Origin of the sequence: Streptomyces sp. NPDC050448 (assembly GCF_040655295.1) — a bacterium.
Lineage (GTDB): Bacteria > Actinomycetota > Actinomycetes > Streptomycetales > Streptomycetaceae > Streptomyces.
In genome coordinates this window covers 516,884-536,323 of record NZ_JBFAJR010000001.1, presented here as the reverse complement: position 1 = coordinate 536,323, position 19,440 = coordinate 516,884, and the positions used below count along the sequence as shown (strand labels likewise).

Below are 19,440 nucleotides of genomic sequence, written 5' to 3'. Positions count from 1 at the left end.
CCGGGCAGACGAGCCGGCCTGTACGCCGGGTTCTGTCTCCCGGTGACCTCGCGGTCGCCGGGGAGACGGCCATCCATCTAGGACCGGCGTTGCCGCCGGCCTCGTGCGGTCTACCCGCGAACTCGGGCGGGCAGCCCTCAAGCGTTCGCGCAGAGCCGTCCGGGGACGGCTCCTCTTGACCTTGCTCCGGGTGGGGTTTACCTAGCCGCCTGGGTCACCCCAGGCGCTGGTGGTCTCTTACACCACCGTTTCACCCTTACCGAGGACCGAAGCCCCCGGCGGTCTGTTTTCTGTGGCACTGTCCCGCGGGTCACCCCGGGTGGGCGTTACCCACCACCCTGCCCTGTGGAGCCCGGACGTTCCTCGGCGGGATCCGGGGATCCCGACGCGGCCGCCCGGCCGACTCGTCTGCCGTGGCGACCATGTTACCGGCTGTGCCGTCACGGCTTGACCTTGACGCAGCGGCAGGGTTTCCACTGGACGCCATGCGGATCGGGGACATCGCCGCGCTGTCCCCCAGCTACCGCCGGGGCCCGTAACGGGGCCGGCGGCGAGGCGATACGAACCGGTGCGCATGGGAGGCACCCGCTCTCGGGGCGGTCGGGGACTCGCGGACCCGGTCGGTGTGCCGGGCCACTGCCCGCCCCCTCCTTTCGACGCCAGGAAGGCCCGCCGCCGCGTGCACGCCGGCCCGGCGGCGGGACAGCGCTCAGGCAGGTGCGAAGAGGATCTTCGCCCGGCCCGGGTCGGCCGCCGTCAGCCGGACCCGGATGCGGTCGCCCAGCGGCAGCCGCGCGGACGGCGATTCGACACGGCCGACCACCGCCGGCTCCTCCAGGTGGACCGTGCCCACCAGCGGCTCGTGGTCCTTGACGTCGATCACGGTCGCGTCGAAGGTCTCGCCGACGTGGTCCTTCAGCAGGGCGGCCTCGACGAGGTCCACGCACTCCCGCTCGGCCGTATTGGCGAGCTTGGAGCCGTCGGCCATCCGCTGCGGGAGCGCGCCCAGTGCGGACAGCGCCCACTGCGGGGGCTCGGCCCCCGCCACCGCCGCCACGCACAGCTCGCCGGTGTACCGGTCGACGAGACGGCGCAGCGGGGCGGTGCAGTGCGCGTACGGGGCCGCCACCGCGGCATGCAGGACGGGGTCCGGGATCGCGCCGCCGGTGAAGACCGTGTAGCCGGCGCCGCGCAGCAGGGCCGTGCACTCCTGGAGGAACGCGGCGTGGGCCGGGAGGTGCGGGTCGAGGGTGCGCACGAGTTCGGCGTACGGCATGTGGTGCGGCCAGTCGATCCGCAGCGCGGTGGCGGTGCGCCGGAGCCGGCCGACCGCCCCGTCGGGGGCGTTCGGGAGGGTGCGCAGGATGCCGGCGCCGGCGGCGAGCATCAGCTCGGCGGCGGCCATGCCGGTCATCAGGGAGATCTGCGCGTTCCAGCCGTCGACGGGGAGCGGGGCCCGGTAGACGAGGCTGTACGAGCCGTTCTGCGCGACGATCTCCTGCTCGGGCACGTTCAGCGAGACGCCGCCGCGCTCCTGCTCCAGGGTCTCGCGGAGCCGGCCGATGTCCTCGAGGAGGGCGAGGGACTCGTCGGCGGTCCCGGAGTCGATGGCCTGCTGGACGCCGTCGTAGTCGAGTTTGGCCCGGCTGCGGACGAGGGCGCGGCGGACCTCGGTGGTCTCCACGCGGCCGGCGGAGTCCAGGTCGAACCGCCACAGCAGCGCCGGGCAGATCTGGCCGGGCAGCAGACTGGCCGCGCCCTCCGAGAGCACGGCCGGATGCAGGGGGATCCTGCCGTCGGGGAAGTAGAGGGTGCCGACGCGGTGGTGGGCCTCGGTGTCGAGGGCGCCGCCGGGGGCGACGAAGGCGGCGACGTCGGCGATGGCGTAGTGGACGCGGTAGCCGCCGCCGTTCGGGCGCTTCGCCAGGTGCATGGCCTGGTCCAGGTCGCGGGAGGCCGGCGGGTCGATGGTGAAGAGGGGGATGTCGGTGGCGTCGAGGTCCGGGAGCCGCGGAGCGCGGACCGCCTGCTCGGCCTCGGCGAGCACCGGGGCCGGAAACTCCCCCGGCACGTCCAGGCTGGTCCGCAGTTCACGCAGCGCGGCCCGCAGGGCAGCCCCGTCTGCGCCGGTCATGTGCATATGACGGCGTGGCATGGATCGAGCGTATGGCGGGTGGCGCCGGGCGGCACGGCGAGAGCCTTACCCTGGCTCGGGGGCCGCACCCCCTGCGCCGTGTCGTACTGAAGGAGAACCACCGTGCTCGTGCTGCTGCCGCCGTCCGAGGGAAAGGCCGCCGGCGGCTCCGGCGCGCCCCTGAAGCCGCAGACGCTGTCGCTGCCGGGACTGGCCGATGCGCGGGCGGCCGTGCTGGCGGAACTGGTCGAGCTGTGCGCGGGGGACGAACTGAAGGCCCGCGAGGTGCTCGGCCTGAGCGAGGGGCTGCGCGGCGAGGTGGCGAAGAACGCCGGGCTGCGGTCCGCGGTGGCCCGGCCGGCGGGGGAGATCTACACCGGTGTGCTGTACGACGCGCTGGGCCTGGCGGACCTTCCGGTGGCGGCCCGGGCGCTGGCGGAGCAGTCCCTGCTGGTGTTCTCGGGCCTGTGGGGCGCGGTCCGGGTGACGGACCGGATCCCCTCGTACCGCTGCTCGATGGGCGTGAAGCTGCCGGCGCTGGGTGCGCTGGGGGCGTACTGGCGGGAGCCGATGGCGGCGGTGATGCCGGCTGCGGCGGGGGACGGGCTGGTCCTGGACCTGCGTTCCTCCGCCTACGCGTCGGCGTGGAAGCCCAAGGGCGAGGTGGCGGGGCGCACGGCGACGGTGCGGGTGCTGCACTCGCAGGTCGTGGACGGGGTGGAGAAGCGGTCGGTGGTGAGCCACTTCAACAAGGCGACGAAGGGGCGGCTGGTGCGGGACCTGCTGGTGGCCGCTGCCGTCCCCGCGACCCCGGCGGAGCTGGTCGCGGCGCTGCGCGACCTGGGTTACACGGTCGAGGCCGAGGCCCCTGCGAAGCCGGCCAAGGCCTGGTCCCTGGACGTGATCGTCACCCAGGTCCACTGACCCCCCTCGCACGCCGAGGGGCCCGCCGGCGCGTGCGGCACGGGTCTGGGCAGAGCCCGGGGAACGGTGGAAGGGCGGGGCGGGGAGAAGCTCCGCGTACGGGCCGGGGCGTACGGGCCCGGGGCCTACCAGCCCAGGGCCTACCGGCTCTGGCCTACCAGCCCAGGGCCTACCGGCTCTGGCCTACCAGCCCAGGGCCTACCGGCTCTGGCCTACCGGCCGGGGCGTACAGGCCCGGGGCCTACCGGTCAGGGTCTACTGGTCAGGGCGTACGGGCCCAGGGCCTACCGGTCAGGGGCTACCAGCCCAGGGCGTACCGGTCAGGGCCTAGGCCGGGGGCTACCGGCCCAGGGGCCAGGCCAGCGGGGACGGGGTGTCCGGCGACGCGCCCGCGTACGTGGCGCAGGCGTCCGTCAGGGTTTCCAGCAGGGTGAGGGGGTCCGGGAGCGGGTGCTCCATGCCGCGGATCCAGCTGACCGACAGGTCACCCGGCAGGGCGGCCGGCGGCACCAGGACGTAGCTGCCACGGCAGTGCCACCGCAGGCCCGGGTGCTCGTCCATCGTCTCCGGGTGGCAGTCCAGTTCGCACGGCCACCACTCGTCCTCGTCCTCCGGGGTCCCGCGCGTCGCCGTGAAGAAGAGCATCCGGGCCTGGTCGCCCGTACCGCCCGATTCGGCGACCGGGCCGACCTCGATGCCCGCCGCCAGCAGGCGGGCCAGCGCGCTCGCCCCGGCCTCGAGCGGGACGTCCAGTACGTCGTGGACCATGCCCGTCGCGGTGATGAAGTTCGCCTGCGGCTGGTTGCGTGCCCAGCGTTCGATCTGCGCGCGGTCGGTCGTCGACTGCGTCTGCCAGGCGAAGGAGAGAGGGTGCCGCGCGGGAGTGGGACAGCCGATCCGGTCGCACGAACACCGGTAGCCGGTGGGGTGGGCGGCGGGGGCGAGCGGCAGGCCTGCGGCGGCCGCGGCCAGCAGAAGGGCCTCGCGTTCGCGCTCGGGATCTTCGGGGGAGGGTTTGGGCCGCCGGCGCAGCCACTGGGAAATCCTGCTCTGCTCGCCGCGTTTGACGCGGCCGGACTCAGACCCCATCTATCCCCTCACCTCACCGTTTCCCCGGCAGACCCTCACATGGTCCCACCATCCTGCGGTCCGGGTGACCGCTCTCCCCAACCGGGGGGTGGGGAGCGGTGAACGGAGCGTGCGGAACGCTAGGCGGAATACCGTCACATACCGGCGGAATTCAGCCAATTGTCCCTGCGGTCACCGGCCGGCTGCCGTCCGGTCAGCCGGCGGTGACCTTCGCCACCCCGCCCAGCACCCGGTCCACCAGTGCGTCCGCATAGGCGTGCGTGAGCGGCGCCGTCCGCAGCAGCCAGCGGTACGTCAGCGGCCCGAGCAGCATCTCCACCGTCAGGCGCAGATCCACGTCCTCCACGAGCTGCCCGGCCTCCCGGGCCGCCCGCAACCGCGCCTCGTACAGGGCGAGCTGCGGCTCCAGCAGCTGCTCGGTGAAGCGGGCGCCCAGCTCGGGGTCGGTCGCCCCGGCGGCGGTCAGGGCGCGCGCGGGGGCCTCGTACTTCTCGTCGTTGAACTCGTCCACCGTCGCCCGCAGCACCAGCTTGAGGTCCGCGGCGAGGTCCCCGGTGTCCGGGAAGCCGGTCCAGCCGCCCTCCCGCTCCGCGTCCCCGGCGAGCGCGAGCGAGGCGTCGAGCAGGACCGCCGCCTTCGACGGCCACCAGCGGTAGATCGTCTGTTTGCCGACGCCCGCGCGGGCGGCGATGGCCTCGATGGTCAGCTTGTTGTAGCCGACCTCCCCGACCAGGGCGAGCGCCGCGTCGAGGATGGCCCGCCGGGAGCGGTCGTTGCGGCGGGCGGGGTCGGGGGCTTTCCCGTCAGTGGTTTTGCTGCTCATTCGGACAAATTAGCAACGCGAGACGTCTCGTCTCTGTGTCATTCCGTAAACCACCCGGTCAGTTCACTGCGCGGTCCCCGATGTGGAGAGACGATTCTCTCCACATCTCCGTGAGTCGTGAGGAGCCTTCTTTGCGCAGAGACGCCACACCCCGGCGCTACTTGATGTGCCCACCCGCACACTTCAAGGTCACGTACTCCATCAACCCGTGGATGGATCCCACGAAACCGGTGGACCTGCCCCTCGCACACGCCCAGTGGGAAGACCTCCGGGACCGCTACCGCTCGCTCGGCCACACCGTCGAGACGCTCGTACCGGACCCCGAGCTGCCCGACATGGTCTTCGCCGCGAACGGCGCCCTCGTCGTCGACGGCCGGGTGCTCGGCGCCCGGTTCGCCTACCCGGAGCGCGCCGCCGAGGCGGAGATCCATCTCGACTGGTTCCGGGCCCACGGCTTCCGGGAGGTCCACGAGCCGTCGCATGTCAACGAGGGCGAAGGTGATTTCGCCGTCACGGCCACCTACATCCTGGCCGGCCGGGGCTTCCGCTCCAGCCCGCTCTCGCACGACGAGGCCCAGGAGTTCTTCGGCCGCCCGGTCATCGGACTCGACCTGGTGGACCCGCGGTACTACCACCTGGACACGGCGCTGTGCGTGCTCGACGGCGACGAGGTCATGTACTACCCGCCCGCCTTCTCGCCCGGCAGCCAGGCCGTGCTCGGGCGGCTGTTCCCGGACGCGCTGATCGCCGGCGCCGAGGACGCGGCGGCCCTCGGCCTGAACGCGGTCTCGGACGGCCGGCACGTCCTGCTCCCGCAGGCGGCGGCCGGGCTGTTCGCACCCCTGCGGGACCGGGGCTTCGAGCCGATCCCGATGGACCTGGGCGAGCTGCTCAAGGGCGGCGGCAGCGTGAAGTGCTGCACCCAGGAGCTGCGGATGTAGCGGCTGGGGAGTTACGGAGCGGCCGGCGGCCACTCCTGGCCCCAGTCGGCGTCCCGCGCCGCCTTGTACAGGTCACCGTGGCGCTTGGTCACGGTGGCCCGGGTCAGGCCCTCCCCTTCCGGACCGCACAGGTCCAGCAGGACGAGCCCCTTGCGGATCTGCGGCCTCCGCGTGATCCGGGAGGGGGCCGGCTCCACCGGGAAGCGGGTCGCGGCGACGTAGCTGAACTTCTCGTCCTCGTACGGGAGGGAGCCGCCCTTGACCTGCCGGTGCAGGGAGGACCGGCTGACCCGCGCCGAGAAGTGGCACCAGTCCTGCCCGACCTCGATCGGGCAGGTGCCGTCGTGCGGGCACGGGGCGGCGACCCTCAGCCCCGCCCCGATCAGCTGGTCGCGGGCCTCGCGGATGCGCAGGTACCCCTCGGGCGTGCCCGGCTCGACCAGCACCACGGCCTGCCCGGCGCGGGCCGCCTCGGCGACCACGGCCCGGCGGGCCTCCGGAGTGAGCTCGCCGAGGACGTACGACACCGTCACGAGGTCCGCCTCGGGAAGGGCCAGTCCGGATCCGATGACGGCACGCCGCCACTCGGCGGCGCGCAGCACCTGCGAGCCGGAGGACGCCGCGAGCTCCTTGCCGAGGGCCAGCGCCGGCTCCGCCCAGTCCAGGACCGTGGTGGCGCGGGGGCCGTCCCAGGTGGCGTCCACCGCCCAGGACGCCGCGCCCGTCCCGCCGCCCACGTCCAGGTGGGAAGCCGGGGACCACTGCGGCGCGGCCTCGGCGAGAGCGTCCAGGGCGGACCGTACGGCTTCGAAGGTGGCCGGCATCCGGTACGCCGCGTACGCCGCCACGTCGGAGCGGTCGCGCAGGACGGGCGTGTCGGTCGGGATCCGGCCGCGGTAGTTGGCGATCAGCCGCTCGACGGCGGCCGTGGCCTGCTTCGGCGGCAGCCCGTCGAGCAGCCCGCCCAGCGCGGACCGGAGGGTTTCGGCGGTGGTGGGGACGGAGGCGGAGGCGTTCACCTGCGAAGTTTACGGCGCCCGGGGCGCTCCGGACGCCGTCGTCCGGGGCGCCCCGGACGTCGTGCTCAGGCCCCCGGCCGCCCGGCTCGGGGCCCCGCCGTCCGCCGCACGCCGTCGCCGCCCGGCTCGGGGCCGCGTCGTCGCCGCCCGGCTCAGACGGCCGACTCCCGGTTCTGCCACGGCCGGCACATGCCGGTGAAGCAGCCGGCCGCCAGCAGCGAGCACACCAGCTGGACCACCGCCATCGGCACCGCCGTGCCCTCGCCCGCGATCCCGACCAGCGGCGAGGCGATCGCCCCGACCAGGAAGGAGGAGGTGCCCAGCAGCGCCGAGGCCGACCCGGCCGCGTGCGGGGTGCGCATCAGCGCCAGCGCGTTGGTGTTCGGCAGGACCATGCCCATCGCCGACATCAGCACGAACAGCGCCGCGGCGATCGGGACCAGCCCGACCTCCCCCAACACCCCGGACGACATCAGCAGCAGCGCCACCGAGGCGGCCGTGATGACGGCGATCCCGCCCGCCAGCACCTTGTCCAGGCGGACCCGGCCGACCAGCAGCTTGCCGTTGACCTGCCCGGCGGCGATCAGGCCGACGGAGTTGAGGCCGAACAGCAGGCTGAAGGCCTGCGGCGAAGCCCCGTAGATCTCCTGCACCACGAAGGGCGAGGCGGAGATGTACGAGAAGAGCGTGGCGAAGGCGAAGCCGCCGGCCAGGGTGTACCCGGCGAAGACCCGGTCGGCGAGCAGCCCGCGCATGGTCCGCAGCGCGGAGCCCACGCCGCCGGTCTGGCGCTGCTCGGGCGGCAGGGTCTCGCCGAGGCTGCGCCAGACGACGAGGGTGAGCACGGCGCCGACGCCGGTGAGGACGACGAACACCCCGCGCCAGTCGGCGAAGCGGAGCACCTGGCCGCCGATGAGCGGGGCGATGATCGGGGCCGTGCCGGAGATGAGCATCAGCGTGGAGAAGAACCGGGCCATCTCGACCCCGTCGTACAGGTCGCGTACGACGGCCCGGGCGATGACGATCGCGGCCGCCCCGGCCAGGCCCTGGAGCAGGCGGAAGCCGATCAGCAGCTCGGCGGTCGGGGCGAGGGCGCAGATCGCGGTGGCGAGGACGTAGACGACCATGCCGGTCAGCAGGGGCCGGCGGCGGCCCCACTTGTCGCTCATCGGGCCGATGACGAGCTGGCCCAGCGCCATGCCGGCGAGGCAGGCGGTGAGGGTGAGCTGGATGGTGGCGGCCGGGCTGTCCAGGGCGCCGGTGACCTCCGGCAGGGCCGGCAGGTACATGTCCATGGACAGCGGGGGGAGGGCGCTGAGCCCGCCGAGTATGAAAGTGACGAGCAGTCCGGTACGGCGGGCGGACGTCAGGGGGGCGGAAGCGGTGTGCGGTGCGGAGGGCGTCTCGGGCGACGGCTCGTGCGAGGGGGCCGTCGCAGGGCCTCTCTCCGACATGCGGAACTCCAGTCTTTTCGTCGTCTTTTCACACCCCCGGACGGCCCATGCTCTCAGCTGTCGGAACGTCCGTGGGCCGATGCGACATGTGACGTACCCTGCGGCCCCATGAGCGCAAGTGGGAAGAAGATCGCAGTGGTGACCGGAGCGGGCTCCGGCATCGGCCGCTCCGTGGCCCTGACCCTCGCCGCCGCCGGCTGGTCCGTGGCCGTGGCCGGCCGCCGGACCGAACCGCTGGAGGAGACGGCGAAGGCGGCCGGAACCGACGCGGACGTGCTGTGCGTACGGGCGGACGTGAGCGATCCGGACGACGTGGCCGCGCTGTTCGCCGCGGTGCGCGAGCACTACGGGCGCCTCGACCTCCTCTTCAACAACGCCGGGACCTTCGGCCCGGGCGGGGTCCCGCTGGAGGACCTCACGTACGAGGCCTGGCGCTCGGTCGTGGACGTCAACCTGACCGGGGCCTTCCTCTGTGCGCAGGCGGCCTTCCGGCAGATGAAGGCGCAGGACCCGCAGGGCGGCCGGATCATCAACAACGGCTCGATCTCCGCGCACGTGCCGCGGCCGAACTCGATCGCGTACACCGCGACCAAGCACGCGATGACGGGCCTGACGAAGTCGCTCTCCCTGGACGGACGGCCGTACCGGATCGCCTGCGGGCAGATCGACATCGGCAACGCGGCCACCGAGATGACCGAGCGGATGCAGACCGGGATCCTCCAGGCGAACGGGCAGCTGGCGGTGGAGCCGGTGATGGACGCCGCCGACGTGGCGCGCACGGTGCTGCACATGGCGGAGCTGCCGCTGGAGGCGAACGTGCAGTTCGCGACGGTGATGGCGACGACGATGCCGTACGTCGGGCGCGGCTGAACCGGCGCACGTACCGCTGGTGCGGCGGGAATGCGGTGCCGCGGACCGGAGTTGAGGCGATCATGACGACTGAGGTATTGCGCTACACGGCCTTCTCCGGTGACCCCGCGGGCGGCAATCCCGCCGGGGTCGTGCTCGACGCGAGCGGCCTGGACGACGCCCGGATGCTGGAGATCGCGGCCGGCCTGGGCTACAGCGAGACGGCCTTCCTGACCGCGCCGCCGGAAGGGCTCGGCGGGCAGCCCGGACGCGCCTTCACCCTGCGGTTCTTCAGCCCGAAGGCGGAGGTGTCCTTCTGCGGGCACGCCACCGTGGCCGCCTCCGTGGCACTGGCGGAGCGGATCGGTCCGGGCGAGCTCGTGTTCGCGACCCCGGCGGGCACGGTGCCGGTCTCGGTGACCGAGTCCGACGGCGGCCTGCGGGCCGTCCTGACCAGCGTCGAGCCGCACGTCGAGGACGTCGACCCGGCCGACCTCGCCGAGGCGCTGGCCGCACTGGACTGGCCGGAGGCCGACCTGGACCCGGGCATCCCGCCCCGGATCGCCTACGCCGGAAACCGCCACCTCGTGCTCGGCGCCGCCACCCGGGCCCGGCTCGCGGACCTCGCGTACGACTTCCCCCGGCTGGAGGCGCTGATGCGGCGCCTGGACCTGACCACCGTCCAGCTGGTGCACCGGGCGGGCCCGGCGCTGTTCCACGTACGGGACCCCTTCCCGGTCGGCGGCGTCGTCGAGGACGCCGCCACCGGAGCCGCCGCGGCCGCCTTCGGGGCGTACGCGCGCGAGCTCGGCCTGGCCCCGGAGGACGCCGTGCTCACGCTCCACCAGGGCGAGGACATGGGCCGCCCGGGCGTCCTGACGGTGGAGCTGCGGGCCGGAGACCCGCGGGTGCGGGTCGGCGGCCGCGGGGTCCGGATCGGATGAGCCACGGCCCGCGCGGCGCCGGCCCCCGCCTCCCGGATGGCGGCCCGGCGGCCCGCGCGGGCTGCGACACCCGCCCGCGCGGCCGCGGCGCCGGCTCGCGGCAGGGGCCCGCTGTAGGAACCCGTGGCAGGAGCCCGTGGCAGGAAGAGGAGGACCGCCCGTGACGACGGTGCTGACGTACGAAGAGGCCGAGCTTCCGGTCGGGTTCGCCGTGCAGGTCGCCGCCCTGGAGGCGCAGGCCTGGCCCGGCTCCCGCGCCGGGCACGATCCCGCCCTCGCGCCCAGGGCGATGCTGCTGCTGGACGGGTCGGGGACGGTGGCCGCCTCGCTGGCGCTGCTCCACAAGCCGGTCCGGCACGCGGGGCGCACGTACCGCGCCGCCGGGCTCAGCGCGGTGGTGACCCGGGACACCGCGCGGGGCCGCGGGTACGGCGGCCGGCTGGTGGCGGCGGCCCGCGCGGCGCTGGCCGCCGACCCGGCCGTGGACCTGGTCCTCTTCAGCTGCGACCGGCCGCTCGTCCCGTTCTACGAGGCGGCCGGCTTCACCCGGCTGCCCGGGACCGTACTGGTCGGCGGGACGCCCGAGGAGCCGCTGGCCACGGACGCTCCCGGCTTCGACAAGGAGGTCCTGGCCGACTTCCCCGGCCCCGGCACCGATGCCGCGGCCTTCGTGGGAGCGCGGATCGCCCTGTACCCGGGGCTCGTCGACCGCCTCTGGTGACACGGGCGCGGTCCGGACGTGCGGAAGGGGTCCGGATCGGGATGATCCGGACCCCTTCCGCAGGTCATGTCTGCCGATGGCTCACGAGCCGCTCTTGGTCTCCGCGGAGACGGCCGCCGCCGAGGCCGCCGGAGCCGGCGGAGCTGCCGGAGCCGCTGCCGTACGGCCGAACTTCTGCACCTCGAGGAACAGGAGCAGCGTCGGGACCAGGTACAGCACCCACACCCCGACCTGGAGCCAGGTCGGGTCCGGCTGGAAGTTGAACGTGCCCTTCAGCAGGGTCCCGTACCAGCTGTCCGGCGGGATCGCCGCGGTGACGTCGAAGGCCTTGTTCATGATGCCGGGCAGGAACTCGGCCTCCTGGAGGTCGTGGACCCCGTACGCGAGCACGCCCGCGGCGACCACGACCAGCATGCCGCCGGTCCACGTGAAGAACTTGGACAGGTTGATCTTCAGCGCGCCGCGGTAGAACAGCCAGCCCAGCAGGACCGACGATCCGATGCCGAGCAGGACGCCCACCAGCGGCCCCGCGCCGTCACCGGCCGCGTGGACCGACCGCCACACGAACAGCGAGGTCTCCAGGCCCTCCCGGCCGACGGCCAGGAACGCCGTCGTCACCAGGGCTCCCGTGCCCATCGCGAGGGCCGCGTCGAGCTTGCCGTGCAGCTCGGTCTTCAGATGCCGCGCGGTGCGCTTCATCCAGAAGACCATCCACGTCACCAGGCCCACCGAGACGATCGACAGGCTGCCGCCGATCGCCTCCTGCGCCTGGAACGTCAGCTCCGAGGTGCCGAATTCGAGCGCCGCGCCGAAGGCCAGGCTGAGCGCGGCCGCGAGGCCGACGCCGAGCCACAGCGGTCCCAGCTTGTCCTTGTTCCCGGTCTTCACCAGGTACGCGATGAGGATGCAGACGACCAGACTGGCCTCGAGCCCCTCGCGCAGGCCGATCAGGTAATTGCTGAACACGTAGGTTCCTTTCCTAGCCGCGGAACTACGCGAACAGTGCCCGGCCCCACCAGTCGTCCTTGTCGCGGACGCCCGGAGGGATGGCGAAGAGGGCCGAGCTGACGTGCTGGATGTACTCGTTCAGCCCGTCGTTCTTGGACAGGTTGCGCTGGATCGGGATGAAGCCCTTGCGGACGTCCCGCTGGTAGGCGAGGAAGAACAGGCCCGCGTCGAGGCGGCCCAGTCCGTCCGAACCGTCGGTGAACGAGTAGCCGCGGCGCAGGATCGTGGCACCGCTGTTGGTGTCCGGGTGCGCGAGGCGGACGTGCGCCTGCGGCTTCATGGCCTTCAGGAACGGCTCGTCGCGCTCCTTCGACTTGCCGACCGGCGCGCCCTCGGCCTTGTCCCGGCCGAAGATGTCCTCCTGCTCCTGGAGCGGAGTGCGGTCCCAGGTCTCGATGTGCATCCGGATCCGGCGGGCGACCAGGTACGAGCCGCCGGCCATCCACGCAGAGGCGTCCTTGGCCTCGTCCCCGACCCATACGTGCTTGTCGAGGGCGGCGTTGTCGGTGCCCGAGACGTTCCGGGTGCCGTCCTTGAAGCCCATCATGTTGCGCGGGGTCTGCTCGTCCGGGGTGGTGGACGAGGTCTTGCCGAAGCCGAGCTGCGACCAGCGCACCGCCGTCTTGCCGAAGCCGATCCGGGCGAGCTGGCGGATCGCGTGCACCGCGACCTGCGGATCGTCCGCGCAGGCCTGCACGCAGAGGTCGCCGCCGCTCTTGGCCGGGTCGAGGTTGTCGCCGGGGAACTGCTCCAGGTCGACCAGGGCTTCGGGGCGCTTGCCCTCCAGGCCGAACCGGTCCTTGGCGAAGAGCGAGGCGCCGAAGCCGATGGTCAGCGTCAGCCGGGACGGCTTGAGGCCGAGCGCCTCACCGGTGTCGTCCGGCGGGGCCTCGGGGAGGCCGCCGACCGCGCCCTCGCCGACGGCGAGACCGGCGGTCATCCGCTCGGCGGCCCGCGTCCAGTCCTTGAGGAGCTGGACGAGCTCCGCACGGTCCTTCGTCTTCACGTCGAACGCCGCGAAGTGCAGCCGGTCCTGGACGGCGGAGGCGATACCGGCCTGGTGCTCGCCGTGGAAGGGCACCGCGGAGCCGCTGAGCGCGGCCGGAACGGTGTCCGTGGCGCCGGTGAACGCGGCGACCGTGCCGCCCGCCGCGGCGGCGCCGAGCGCGAGCCCGGCACCGCCCCAGCCGAGCACGGACCGGCGGGACGGCCCGCCGGCGGCATCGACGGCGGCGGTTTCGGCGGCCTCGGTGGTGGTGCTGGTGTCTTCAGACATGTCCCTACCCCTGATACGCGTTACTTGGCGACGGCGGCGGCGAGCTTGGACAGCGGCTCCCCGAGCGCGCTGACCGCGTCCGAGAGCTCCTTGCGCTGGTCCTTGCCGACCGTCTCGTACGACGCGAACTCGTAGGTGTTCTTGTCGGCGCGGTACTTGTCGAGGAGCGTGCCCATCGCGCCGAACTGCTTGTCCAGCTCGGCGGACAGGGACGCGTCGTTCTTCGCCGCGACCGGCTTGAGCAGCTCGTACGCCTTCTGGGCGCCCTCGACGTTGGCCTTGAAGTCGACCAGGTCCGTGTGGCTGTAGCGCTCTTCCTCACCGGTGACCTTGCCGCTGGCGACCTCGTCCAGCAGCTCCTTGGCACCGTTCGCCATCGAGGTGGGGGTGATCTCCGCTCCGCCGACCTTCTTCTGCCAGTCGGTGAGGTCGGTCATCAGCTGGTCGGCGAGCTTCTTCTCCTCGTCGCCGATCTTGTTGTCGGCCCACAGGGCCTTCTCCAGGCGGTGCCAGCCGGTCCAGTCCTTCGCCGGGTCCTGGCCGGCCTCCAGGCCGTCCTCGCGGACGTCGACCTTCGGGTCGATGTCGCCGAAGGACTCGGCGACCGGCTCGGTGCGCTCCCAGCCGATGCGGGACGCGGCGTACGCCTTCTTGGCGGCCTCGACGTCGCCGGCCTTGACCGCGTCCGCGAAGGCCTGCGCCTTGGGGAGGGTCTCGTCGGCCTGCTCCTGTACGTACTTGCGGTACTCGGCGACCGCGGCGTCCAGCTCGGGGCTGCGCTTCTCGGCGGCGCCCTTGCCCGTGGCCTTGACCTTCTGGCGGATGCCGTCGCCCTTCATGCCGGGCTTGCAGGCGATCTCGTAGTCGCCCGCCTTGAGCTCGGCGGCGATGGAGGCCTTGGTGCCGGGGCCGATGTTCTCGCGCTCGGCGGCGATCCGGCCGTCCGGGAAGTAGACGTAGACCTCGGTGACCTTCGACCCCTTGTTCTCGACCTCGAAGTTCGCCTTGCCCGCCGGGAACTCCGCCTTGGAGAGCTCGCAGGCGCTGTCGGAGGCGGCGACCTTGATGGCCTCGTCGCCGGAACCGCTCTTCTCGGCGCAGCCGGTGACGGCGGTGAGCGCGGCCACGGCGGCAGCCGCGGCGAGGACGGTGAGGCGGGCGGGGCGCATGCGGGCTCCTGGCTGGCTGGCGTTCGGCAGACGGCCGCCCCGATCAGGAGGGCGGCCGGTGAGGCGGACCTAACTTAACCGAGGCTTACCTGACCCGTACCCGCGCGTCCAGTGATTCGGCCCACACCTACGACCGCCGGACACGAGGGCGTCACGGAATCTCCATGAATATCCCATGGGAAGCTCAAGCAGAGGTCAAGCGAATTGCGACTGCTCCGTACGGCGGAACGGCCGTCGTCCCGCACGGGGACCACGAGCGGAACCCCGGTACGCGGATGCGGGAGCACCTCCACGGGTTGCCGGTAGACCCCCCGGCCGGGGCCCTGCTCGCCACCTCCGGCGCGGTCGCTCGCGGCCGGTGCGGGCGCGATCCACCTCGCGCGCAGGCGGCGCACCGTCCGGATCTCAACCGTGTTTCAATTCCCGCGTGAACGATCTCGATGTGCTCAAGGTCTTCTGTGCGGGCGACGGGCGGTACGGCAACCTGCTCGGCGTCGTCCGCGACGGCCGGACCTGCCCCGACGACGCGTCGCGGCAGGCGCTGGCCGCCGAACTCGGTTACAGCGAGACGGTGTTCGTCGACGACCCCGAGCGCGGAGTCGTCGACATCCGAACACCCGGAACGCGGATGTCCTTCGCCGGCCATCCGCTGGTCGGGGTCGCCTGGCTGCTCGACGTAGAGGAGCTCCAGCCGCCCGCCGGCTCCGTATGGGCCCGTGACGACGGGGAGTTCACCTGGATCACGGCCCTCCCCGAGTGGGTCGAGGGCAAGCGCACCGAGCAGTACGCGAGCCCCGCCGAGGTCGACGCGCTGCCCGCGCCGCCGCCCGGCGAGGGCTGGCTGTACGCCTGGGCCTGGGAGGACGAGGCCGCGGGCCGCATCCGGGCCCGCGGTTTCCCGCGCCGCCCCGACGGGTTCATCACCGAGGACGAGGCCACCGGATCGGCCGCGATACTGCTGACCGCCGAGCTGAACCGCGCCCTGAACATCACCCAGGGCGCGGGCTCCCAGATCCTCACCGCACCCGGCCCGGACGGCACCGTCGAGATCGGCGGCCGCGTCCGCTTCGCGAAGCCGCCCCAGGCGCACACCGGGACTGAGTAGGTACGCAGCCGTAGTTGAGTACGTGCGCCCTGGGGCCGGGGTGCCTTCCGGGGGTGGAATGGGGGCATGAACACGACCTCGAGTGCCGCCCCGCGCCCCGCCGAGACGCAGCAGTGGCTGCTGGTCCCCGCGCTCTTCACGGCACTGACGCTGGTGGCCGGCGGCCTGAGCTACTCGGCCTCCTACCTGGTGCAGGCGTCGCTCTGGCTCTCGCTGCCGTACCTGCTCCCGCTGGGCCTGGCGGCTGCCACCTGGCGGCGGCCGCGGACCCCGCAGCAGCGGACGAACCGCATCGTGGCGGGCAGCATCGGCTGCACGCTCGCCCTCGTCTACGCCAAGGCCGCCGAGGTCCTGCTGATCTTCGTCGGCCTGGTCACCTGGCTGATCCAGGGCGACTGAGTGCGCAGGCACCCCCGGGCGCCGGTGCGCCTGGGGGTGCATGGGGGTGCATTGGAGTTCATGGGGCGCCTGGGGATGCCTGGGGGCGCCGGGCGCCGTACGACGTGGAGCGCGTCAGGCGCTCAGCGGGAACTCGGCGCCCAGCTCGCGGAAGACCGCGCCGTTGTGTGCGAAGGCGCGCTTGCACTCGTCGATGATGCGCTGCTTCTCCAGGTCGTCCGCGGCGATCGCGTCCAGCAGCTCGCGGTAGGTCCGCTTGAAGGCCGCGGGGTTGGCGATGTCCGCGAAGACGTAGAACCGCACGCCGTCGCCCTTGCGCGTGAAGCCCCACGTCCGCTCGGCCTTGTCGCGGATGATCCGGCCGCCGGAGAGGTCGCCCAGGTACCGGGTGTAGTGGTGGGCGACGTACCCGCCGGGCCAGCTGGCCGCGCACTGCGCCACGCGGGCCGCGTAGGCCTCGGTCGCGGGCAGCGCGATCAGCGTCTCGTGCCAGGACGGCCCGCGCAGGTGCGCCAGGTCGCGCTCGATCTCGGCGACGCGCATCAGCTCGGGCCGTATGAACGGGCCCGCCACCGCGTCGTCCTTCAAGGACTCGGCCGCGTCCTCCAGAGCCCGGTACACGAACCACAGCTGCTCGGTGTAGCGCGTGTACGCGTCCACCCCGAGCCGGCCGCCGAGCAGGTCGCTCATGAACGTGGAGGTCTCTGCCTCGGTGTGCTGCTCGTGCGACGCGACACGGATGACCGTAGAGAAGGCGTCCAAGAGAATCCTCCGGAGACGGGACGAGGAGACGGGCCCGACGGGCGTGACGGCACGGCCGTCACGCCCGATCCTCGTGCTTAGGTTTACCTAAGTCCATGTCTTCCCGACGCATTGTCGGTAAAACGCCCCCGGCGGAGGTTTTACGGCAGGGTGAGGATCTCGGCTCCCGTGTCCGTCACCACCAGTGTGTGCTCGAACTGCGCGGTGCGCTTGCGGTCCTTCGTGACGACGGTCCAGCCGTCCGCCCACATGTCGTACTCGTGCGTGCCCAGGGTCAGCATCGGCTCGATCGTGAAGGTCATCCCGGGCTCGATGACCGTCGTGGCGTGCGGGCTGTCGTAGTGCGGGATGATCAGGCCGGAGTGGAAGGACGAGTTGATGCCGTGCCCGGTGAAGTCCCGGACCACGCCGTAGCCGAAGCGCTTCGCGTACGACTCGATGACCCGGCCGATCACGTTGATCTGGCGGCCCGGCTTGACGGCCTTGACGGCCCGGTTCAGGGCCTCGCGGGTGCGCTCCACCAGCAGCCGCGACTCCTCGTCCACCTCACCGCACAGGTACGTGGCGTTGTTGTCGCCGTGCACGCCGCCGATGAAGGCGGTGACGTCGAGGTTCACGATGTCGCCGTCGCGCAGGACGGTGGAGTCGGGGATGCCGTGGCAGATGACCTCGTTCACCGAGGAGCACAGGGACTTCGGGAAGCCCCGGTAGCCCAGCGTCGACGGGTAGGCGCCGTGGTCGCACATGTACTCGTGCGCGACCCGGTCCAGCTCATCGGTGGTCACCCCCGGGGCGATCAGCTTGGCGGCCTCTTCCATCGCCTGGGCGGCGATCCGGCCGGCGATGCGCATGGCCTCGATGGTCGCGGCCGACTGCACCTCCGGTCCGGTGTACGGAGTGGGCGCGGGCTTGCCCACGTACTCGGGCCGGCGGATGTTTCCGGGAACGGAACGGACGGGAGAAAGCTCGCCTGGTACGAGCAGCGACTGGCCAGACATGCAAGCGAGTGTATCCAGCGGGGATGGGGCAGCATGGCGGCAGAGAGCGGTATCGAGAGGAGCCCGAGGACGATGGCCCTGTTCAAGAAGCGTCAGGTGGGCAAACCCGGCGAGTGGTACTACTGCCTGGTGCACCACAAGGTCGAGGAAGGCCCGGAGTGCCCGGCGAAGGACCGTTTCGGACCGTACTCCACGCCGGAGGAGGCCGCCCACGCCATGGAAAGCGCTCAGGAACGCAACCTCGAATGGCAGAACGACCCCAAGTGGAACGACAAGTCCCGCGAGGAGGAAGAGGGCACGGCCTCCTAGCCGGCCCTTGGCCGTCGCGTCCTACCAGCGGCTGGGCGGCGGCGCGGTCAGCTGGTCGGCCAGCCGCGCCAGCCGGTCCCGCAGCCGCCGCGGCCCGCGCCGCACCGGCAGGCCGTTCTCCCCGGCCGCCGCGCTGACCAGGTGCTGCACGGTGTCCAGGTCCAGCTCGTCCGCACCCTCCCCGACGGACAGGGCGTCGTGCGCGAGCGCGGCCAGATCCGGATCCCCACCGTCCAGGGACAGTACGGTCGCCCCCGCGCGCCGGGCGTCGTGCACCCGCTCCAGCAGCCCCGCCCCGGGCTGCTCCGGGGCCACCACCAGCAGGGTGTGCCCGCGCCGGGCCGCCTCCAGCCGGCCCAGCCCCACCGACAGGTGCGGCGGCTCCCCGGGCAGTACGCGGTGCCGTACGAGCGTGGGCGCCAGCTCCGGCAGCCCGGCCCAGGCGGCCTCGTCCACCAGGTGCGCCGCCAGATGCCAGGGCTCGTACTGCTCGGTCCCCACCAGCAGCAGATTCCCGCCGGCCGGCTCGACGGAGCGCCGCAGCGATCCGGCGAAGCGGCGCACGGCACCGATCCACTGCGTACCGGCGAGCACCTCGCGCAGCAGCGCGACCCTCACGGCGTCCATGGCCGCATCCTGCCGCATGGAAGGGACGCGCGGGAGCGCTTCGCCCGCATCGGCCGGCCGTGAGCCGCCCCATGGCCGTTCGACTCTGCGGATACCGGCATTACCCTCGCCCCCATGACCTCCACAGACAGCACTCAGACCTCCACCGCCAAGGCACCGGCCAAGGACCCGTGGGACCTGCCGGACGTCTCCGGCCTCGTCGTCGGCGTCCTCGGCGGCACCGGAGACCAGGGCCGGGGCCTGGCCTACCGGCTCGCCCGGGCCGGACAGAAGGTGATCATCGGCTCCCGCGCCGCCGACCGCGCGCAGAGCGCAGCCGACGAACTGGGCCTCGGCGTGGAGGGCGCGGACAACGCCGAGTGCGCGCGCCGCAGCGACATCGTGATCATCGCGGTGCCGTGGGAGGGCCACGCCAAGACCCTCGAAGCGCTCCGCGAGGACCTCGCGGGCAAGCTCGTGGTGGACTGCGTCAACCCGCTCGGCTTCGACAAGCAGGGTGCGTACGCCCTCCACGTCGAGGAGGGCAGCGCGGCGCAGCAGGCCGCGGCCCTGCTCCCCGACTCCCGCGTCACGGCGGCCTTCCACCACCTCTCGGCGGTCCTGCTCCAGGACACGTCGGTCGAGGAGATCGACACCGACGTGATGGTCCTCGGCGAATCCCGCGCCGACACGGACATCGTCCAGGCCCTGGCCGCCCGTATCCCGGGCATGCGCGGAGTCTTCGCGGGCCGGCTGCGCAACGCCCACCAGGTGGAGTCCCTGGTCGCCAACCTCATCTCCACCAACCGCCGCTACAAGGCCCACACGGGCCTCCGCGTCACGGACGTCTGAGCCGCCACCGCTGCGCCCGGCGGCCTTCGAGGCCGGCCGCCGGGCGCAGCGGCTCCGG

At 72.7% G+C, this 19,440-nt stretch carries 20 protein-coding genes and 1 other RNA gene; 9 read left to right on the top strand and 12 right to left on the bottom strand.

The genetic code is table 11. The annotated features are described in order from the left end of the window. Positions 1 to 5: 5 nt before the first annotated feature. Together rnpB and AB0I68_RS02460 are read right to left on the bottom strand one after the other, a co-directional pair. Positions 6 to 407, bottom strand: an RNA gene (gene rnpB / locus AB0I68_RS02465) — RNase P RNA component class A. Positions 408 to 709: 302 nt separating this feature from the next. Further along, positions 710 to 2,155, bottom strand: coding sequence for an RNB domain-containing ribonuclease (locus AB0I68_RS02460; RefSeq protein WP_363175297.1), 1,446 nt, complete (start codon positions 2,153 to 2,155; stop codon positions 710 to 712). Between the two features lie 102 nt (positions 2,156 to 2,257). Here AB0I68_RS02460 and yaaA point away from each other — a divergent pair, with 102 nt between their 5' ends. Continuing rightward, on the top strand, positions 2,258 to 3,058 hold the full coding sequence (gene yaaA / locus AB0I68_RS02455) for a peroxide stress protein YaaA (protein WP_363175296.1): 801 nt from the start codon (positions 2,258 to 2,260) through the stop codon (positions 3,056 to 3,058). Positions 3,059 to 3,397: 339 nt separating this feature from the next. On the opposite strand, the gene AB0I68_RS02450 is transcribed toward yaaA, so the two are convergent. Together AB0I68_RS02450 and AB0I68_RS02445 are read right to left on the bottom strand one after the other, a co-directional pair. Continuing rightward, a complete protein-coding gene (locus AB0I68_RS02450; protein ID WP_363175295.1) occupies positions 3,398 to 4,147 on the bottom strand; it encodes a bifunctional DNA primase/polymerase in 750 nt (249 codons plus the stop codon). A gap of 193 nt (positions 4,148 to 4,340) precedes the next feature. After that, complete coding sequence (locus AB0I68_RS02445; RefSeq protein ID WP_363175294.1) at positions 4,341 to 4,970, bottom strand: TetR/AcrR family transcriptional regulator; 630 nt, start codon at positions 4,968 to 4,970, stop codon at positions 4,341 to 4,343. 131 nt (positions 4,971 to 5,101) lie between these two features. Here AB0I68_RS02445 and ddaH point away from each other — a divergent pair, with 131 nt between their 5' ends. Next, positions 5,102 to 5,911, top strand: coding sequence for a dimethylargininase (gene ddaH, locus AB0I68_RS02440; protein ID WP_363175293.1), 810 nt, complete (start codon positions 5,102 to 5,104; stop codon positions 5,909 to 5,911). Between the two features lie 11 nt (positions 5,912 to 5,922). On the opposite strand, the gene AB0I68_RS02435 is transcribed toward ddaH, so the two are convergent. Continuing rightward, on the bottom strand, positions 5,923 to 6,930 hold the full coding sequence (locus AB0I68_RS02435; RefSeq protein WP_363175292.1) for a small ribosomal subunit Rsm22 family protein: 1,008 nt from the start codon (positions 6,928 to 6,930) through the stop codon (positions 5,923 to 5,925). A 152-nt stretch (positions 6,931 to 7,082) separates the two neighbouring features. Further along, positions 7,083 to 8,384: a multidrug effflux MFS transporter gene (locus AB0I68_RS02430; protein WP_363175291.1), complete on the bottom strand. Its 1,302-nt coding sequence runs from the start codon at positions 8,382 to 8,384 to the stop codon at positions 7,083 to 7,085. 108 nt (positions 8,385 to 8,492) lie between these two features. Here AB0I68_RS02430 and AB0I68_RS02425 point away from each other — a divergent pair, with 108 nt between their 5' ends. From AB0I68_RS02425 to AB0I68_RS02415, 3 genes are all read left to right on the top strand, one after another. Then, on the top strand, positions 8,493 to 9,254 hold the full coding sequence (locus AB0I68_RS02425; protein ID WP_363175290.1) for an SDR family oxidoreductase: 762 nt from the start codon (positions 8,493 to 8,495) through the stop codon (positions 9,252 to 9,254). Positions 9,255 to 9,316: 62 nt separating this feature from the next. After that, positions 9,317 to 10,177, top strand: a complete 861-nt coding sequence (locus AB0I68_RS02420) for a PhzF family phenazine biosynthesis isomerase (protein WP_363175289.1) — start codon at positions 9,317 to 9,319, stop codon at positions 10,175 to 10,177. A gap of 160 nt (positions 10,178 to 10,337) precedes the next feature. Further along, entirely contained in the window at positions 10,338 to 10,898 is a 561-nt protein-coding gene (locus AB0I68_RS02415; protein ID WP_363175288.1) for a GNAT family N-acetyltransferase, read from the top strand. A gap of 81 nt (positions 10,899 to 10,979) precedes the next feature. Here AB0I68_RS02415 and efeU read toward each other — a convergent pair whose 3' ends face one another. The 3 genes from efeU to efeO are packed head-to-tail and all read right to left on the bottom strand — an operon-like array spanning position 10,980 to position 14,351. Further along, positions 10,980 to 11,864, bottom strand: a complete 885-nt coding sequence (efeU, locus tag AB0I68_RS02410; RefSeq protein ID WP_363175287.1) for an iron uptake transporter permease EfeU — start codon at positions 11,862 to 11,864, stop codon at positions 10,980 to 10,982. A 25-nt stretch (positions 11,865 to 11,889) separates the two neighbouring features. Further along, positions 11,890 to 13,182, bottom strand: coding sequence for an iron uptake transporter deferrochelatase/peroxidase subunit (efeB, locus tag AB0I68_RS02405; RefSeq protein ID WP_363175286.1), 1,293 nt, complete (start codon positions 13,180 to 13,182; stop codon positions 11,890 to 11,892). Between the two features lie 20 nt (positions 13,183 to 13,202). Then, entirely contained in the window at positions 13,203 to 14,351 is a 1,149-nt protein-coding gene (efeO, locus tag AB0I68_RS02400) for an iron uptake system protein EfeO (RefSeq protein ID WP_363175285.1), read from the bottom strand. A gap of 427 nt (positions 14,352 to 14,778) precedes the next feature. On the opposite strand from efeO, the gene AB0I68_RS02395 reads away from it, so the two are divergent. Beyond that, positions 14,779 to 15,456 carry a PhzF family phenazine biosynthesis protein gene (locus AB0I68_RS02395; RefSeq protein WP_363175284.1) on the top strand — a complete coding sequence of 226 codons (678 nt, stop codon included), beginning with the start codon at positions 14,779 to 14,781 and terminating at the stop codon, positions 15,454 to 15,456. A 66-nt stretch (positions 15,457 to 15,522) separates the two neighbouring features. Further along, entirely contained in the window at positions 15,523 to 15,855 is a 333-nt protein-coding gene (locus AB0I68_RS02390; protein WP_363175283.1) for a hypothetical protein, read from the top strand. Between the two features lie 114 nt (positions 15,856 to 15,969). On the opposite strand, the gene AB0I68_RS02385 is transcribed toward AB0I68_RS02390, so the two are convergent. After that, positions 15,970 to 16,617: a biliverdin-producing heme oxygenase gene (locus tag AB0I68_RS02385; protein WP_363175282.1), complete on the bottom strand. Its 648-nt coding sequence runs from the start codon at positions 16,615 to 16,617 to the stop codon at positions 15,970 to 15,972. A 140-nt stretch (positions 16,618 to 16,757) separates the two neighbouring features. Continuing rightward, positions 16,758 to 17,615 carry a type I methionyl aminopeptidase gene (gene map, locus AB0I68_RS02380; RefSeq protein WP_363175281.1) on the bottom strand — a complete coding sequence of 286 codons (858 nt, stop codon included), beginning with the start codon at positions 17,613 to 17,615 and terminating at the stop codon, positions 16,758 to 16,760. Between the two features lie 72 nt (positions 17,616 to 17,687). Between map and AB0I68_RS02375 the strand changes: the two genes are divergently transcribed. Further along, entirely contained in the window at positions 17,688 to 17,924 is a 237-nt protein-coding gene (locus tag AB0I68_RS02375; RefSeq protein ID WP_363175280.1) for a hypothetical protein, read from the top strand. A gap of 21 nt (positions 17,925 to 17,945) precedes the next feature. Here the strand turns inward: AB0I68_RS02375 and AB0I68_RS02370 are convergent, their stop codons facing one another. Next, a complete protein-coding gene (locus AB0I68_RS02370; RefSeq protein WP_363175279.1) occupies positions 17,946 to 18,551 on the bottom strand; it encodes a hypothetical protein in 606 nt (201 codons plus the stop codon). Between the two features lie 114 nt (positions 18,552 to 18,665). Between AB0I68_RS02370 and npdG the strand changes: the two genes are divergently transcribed. Next, positions 18,666 to 19,382: an NADPH-dependent F420 reductase gene (gene npdG / locus AB0I68_RS02365; protein WP_363175278.1), complete on the top strand. Its 717-nt coding sequence runs from the start codon at positions 18,666 to 18,668 to the stop codon at positions 19,380 to 19,382. Positions 19,383 to 19,440 lie beyond the last annotated feature (58 nt).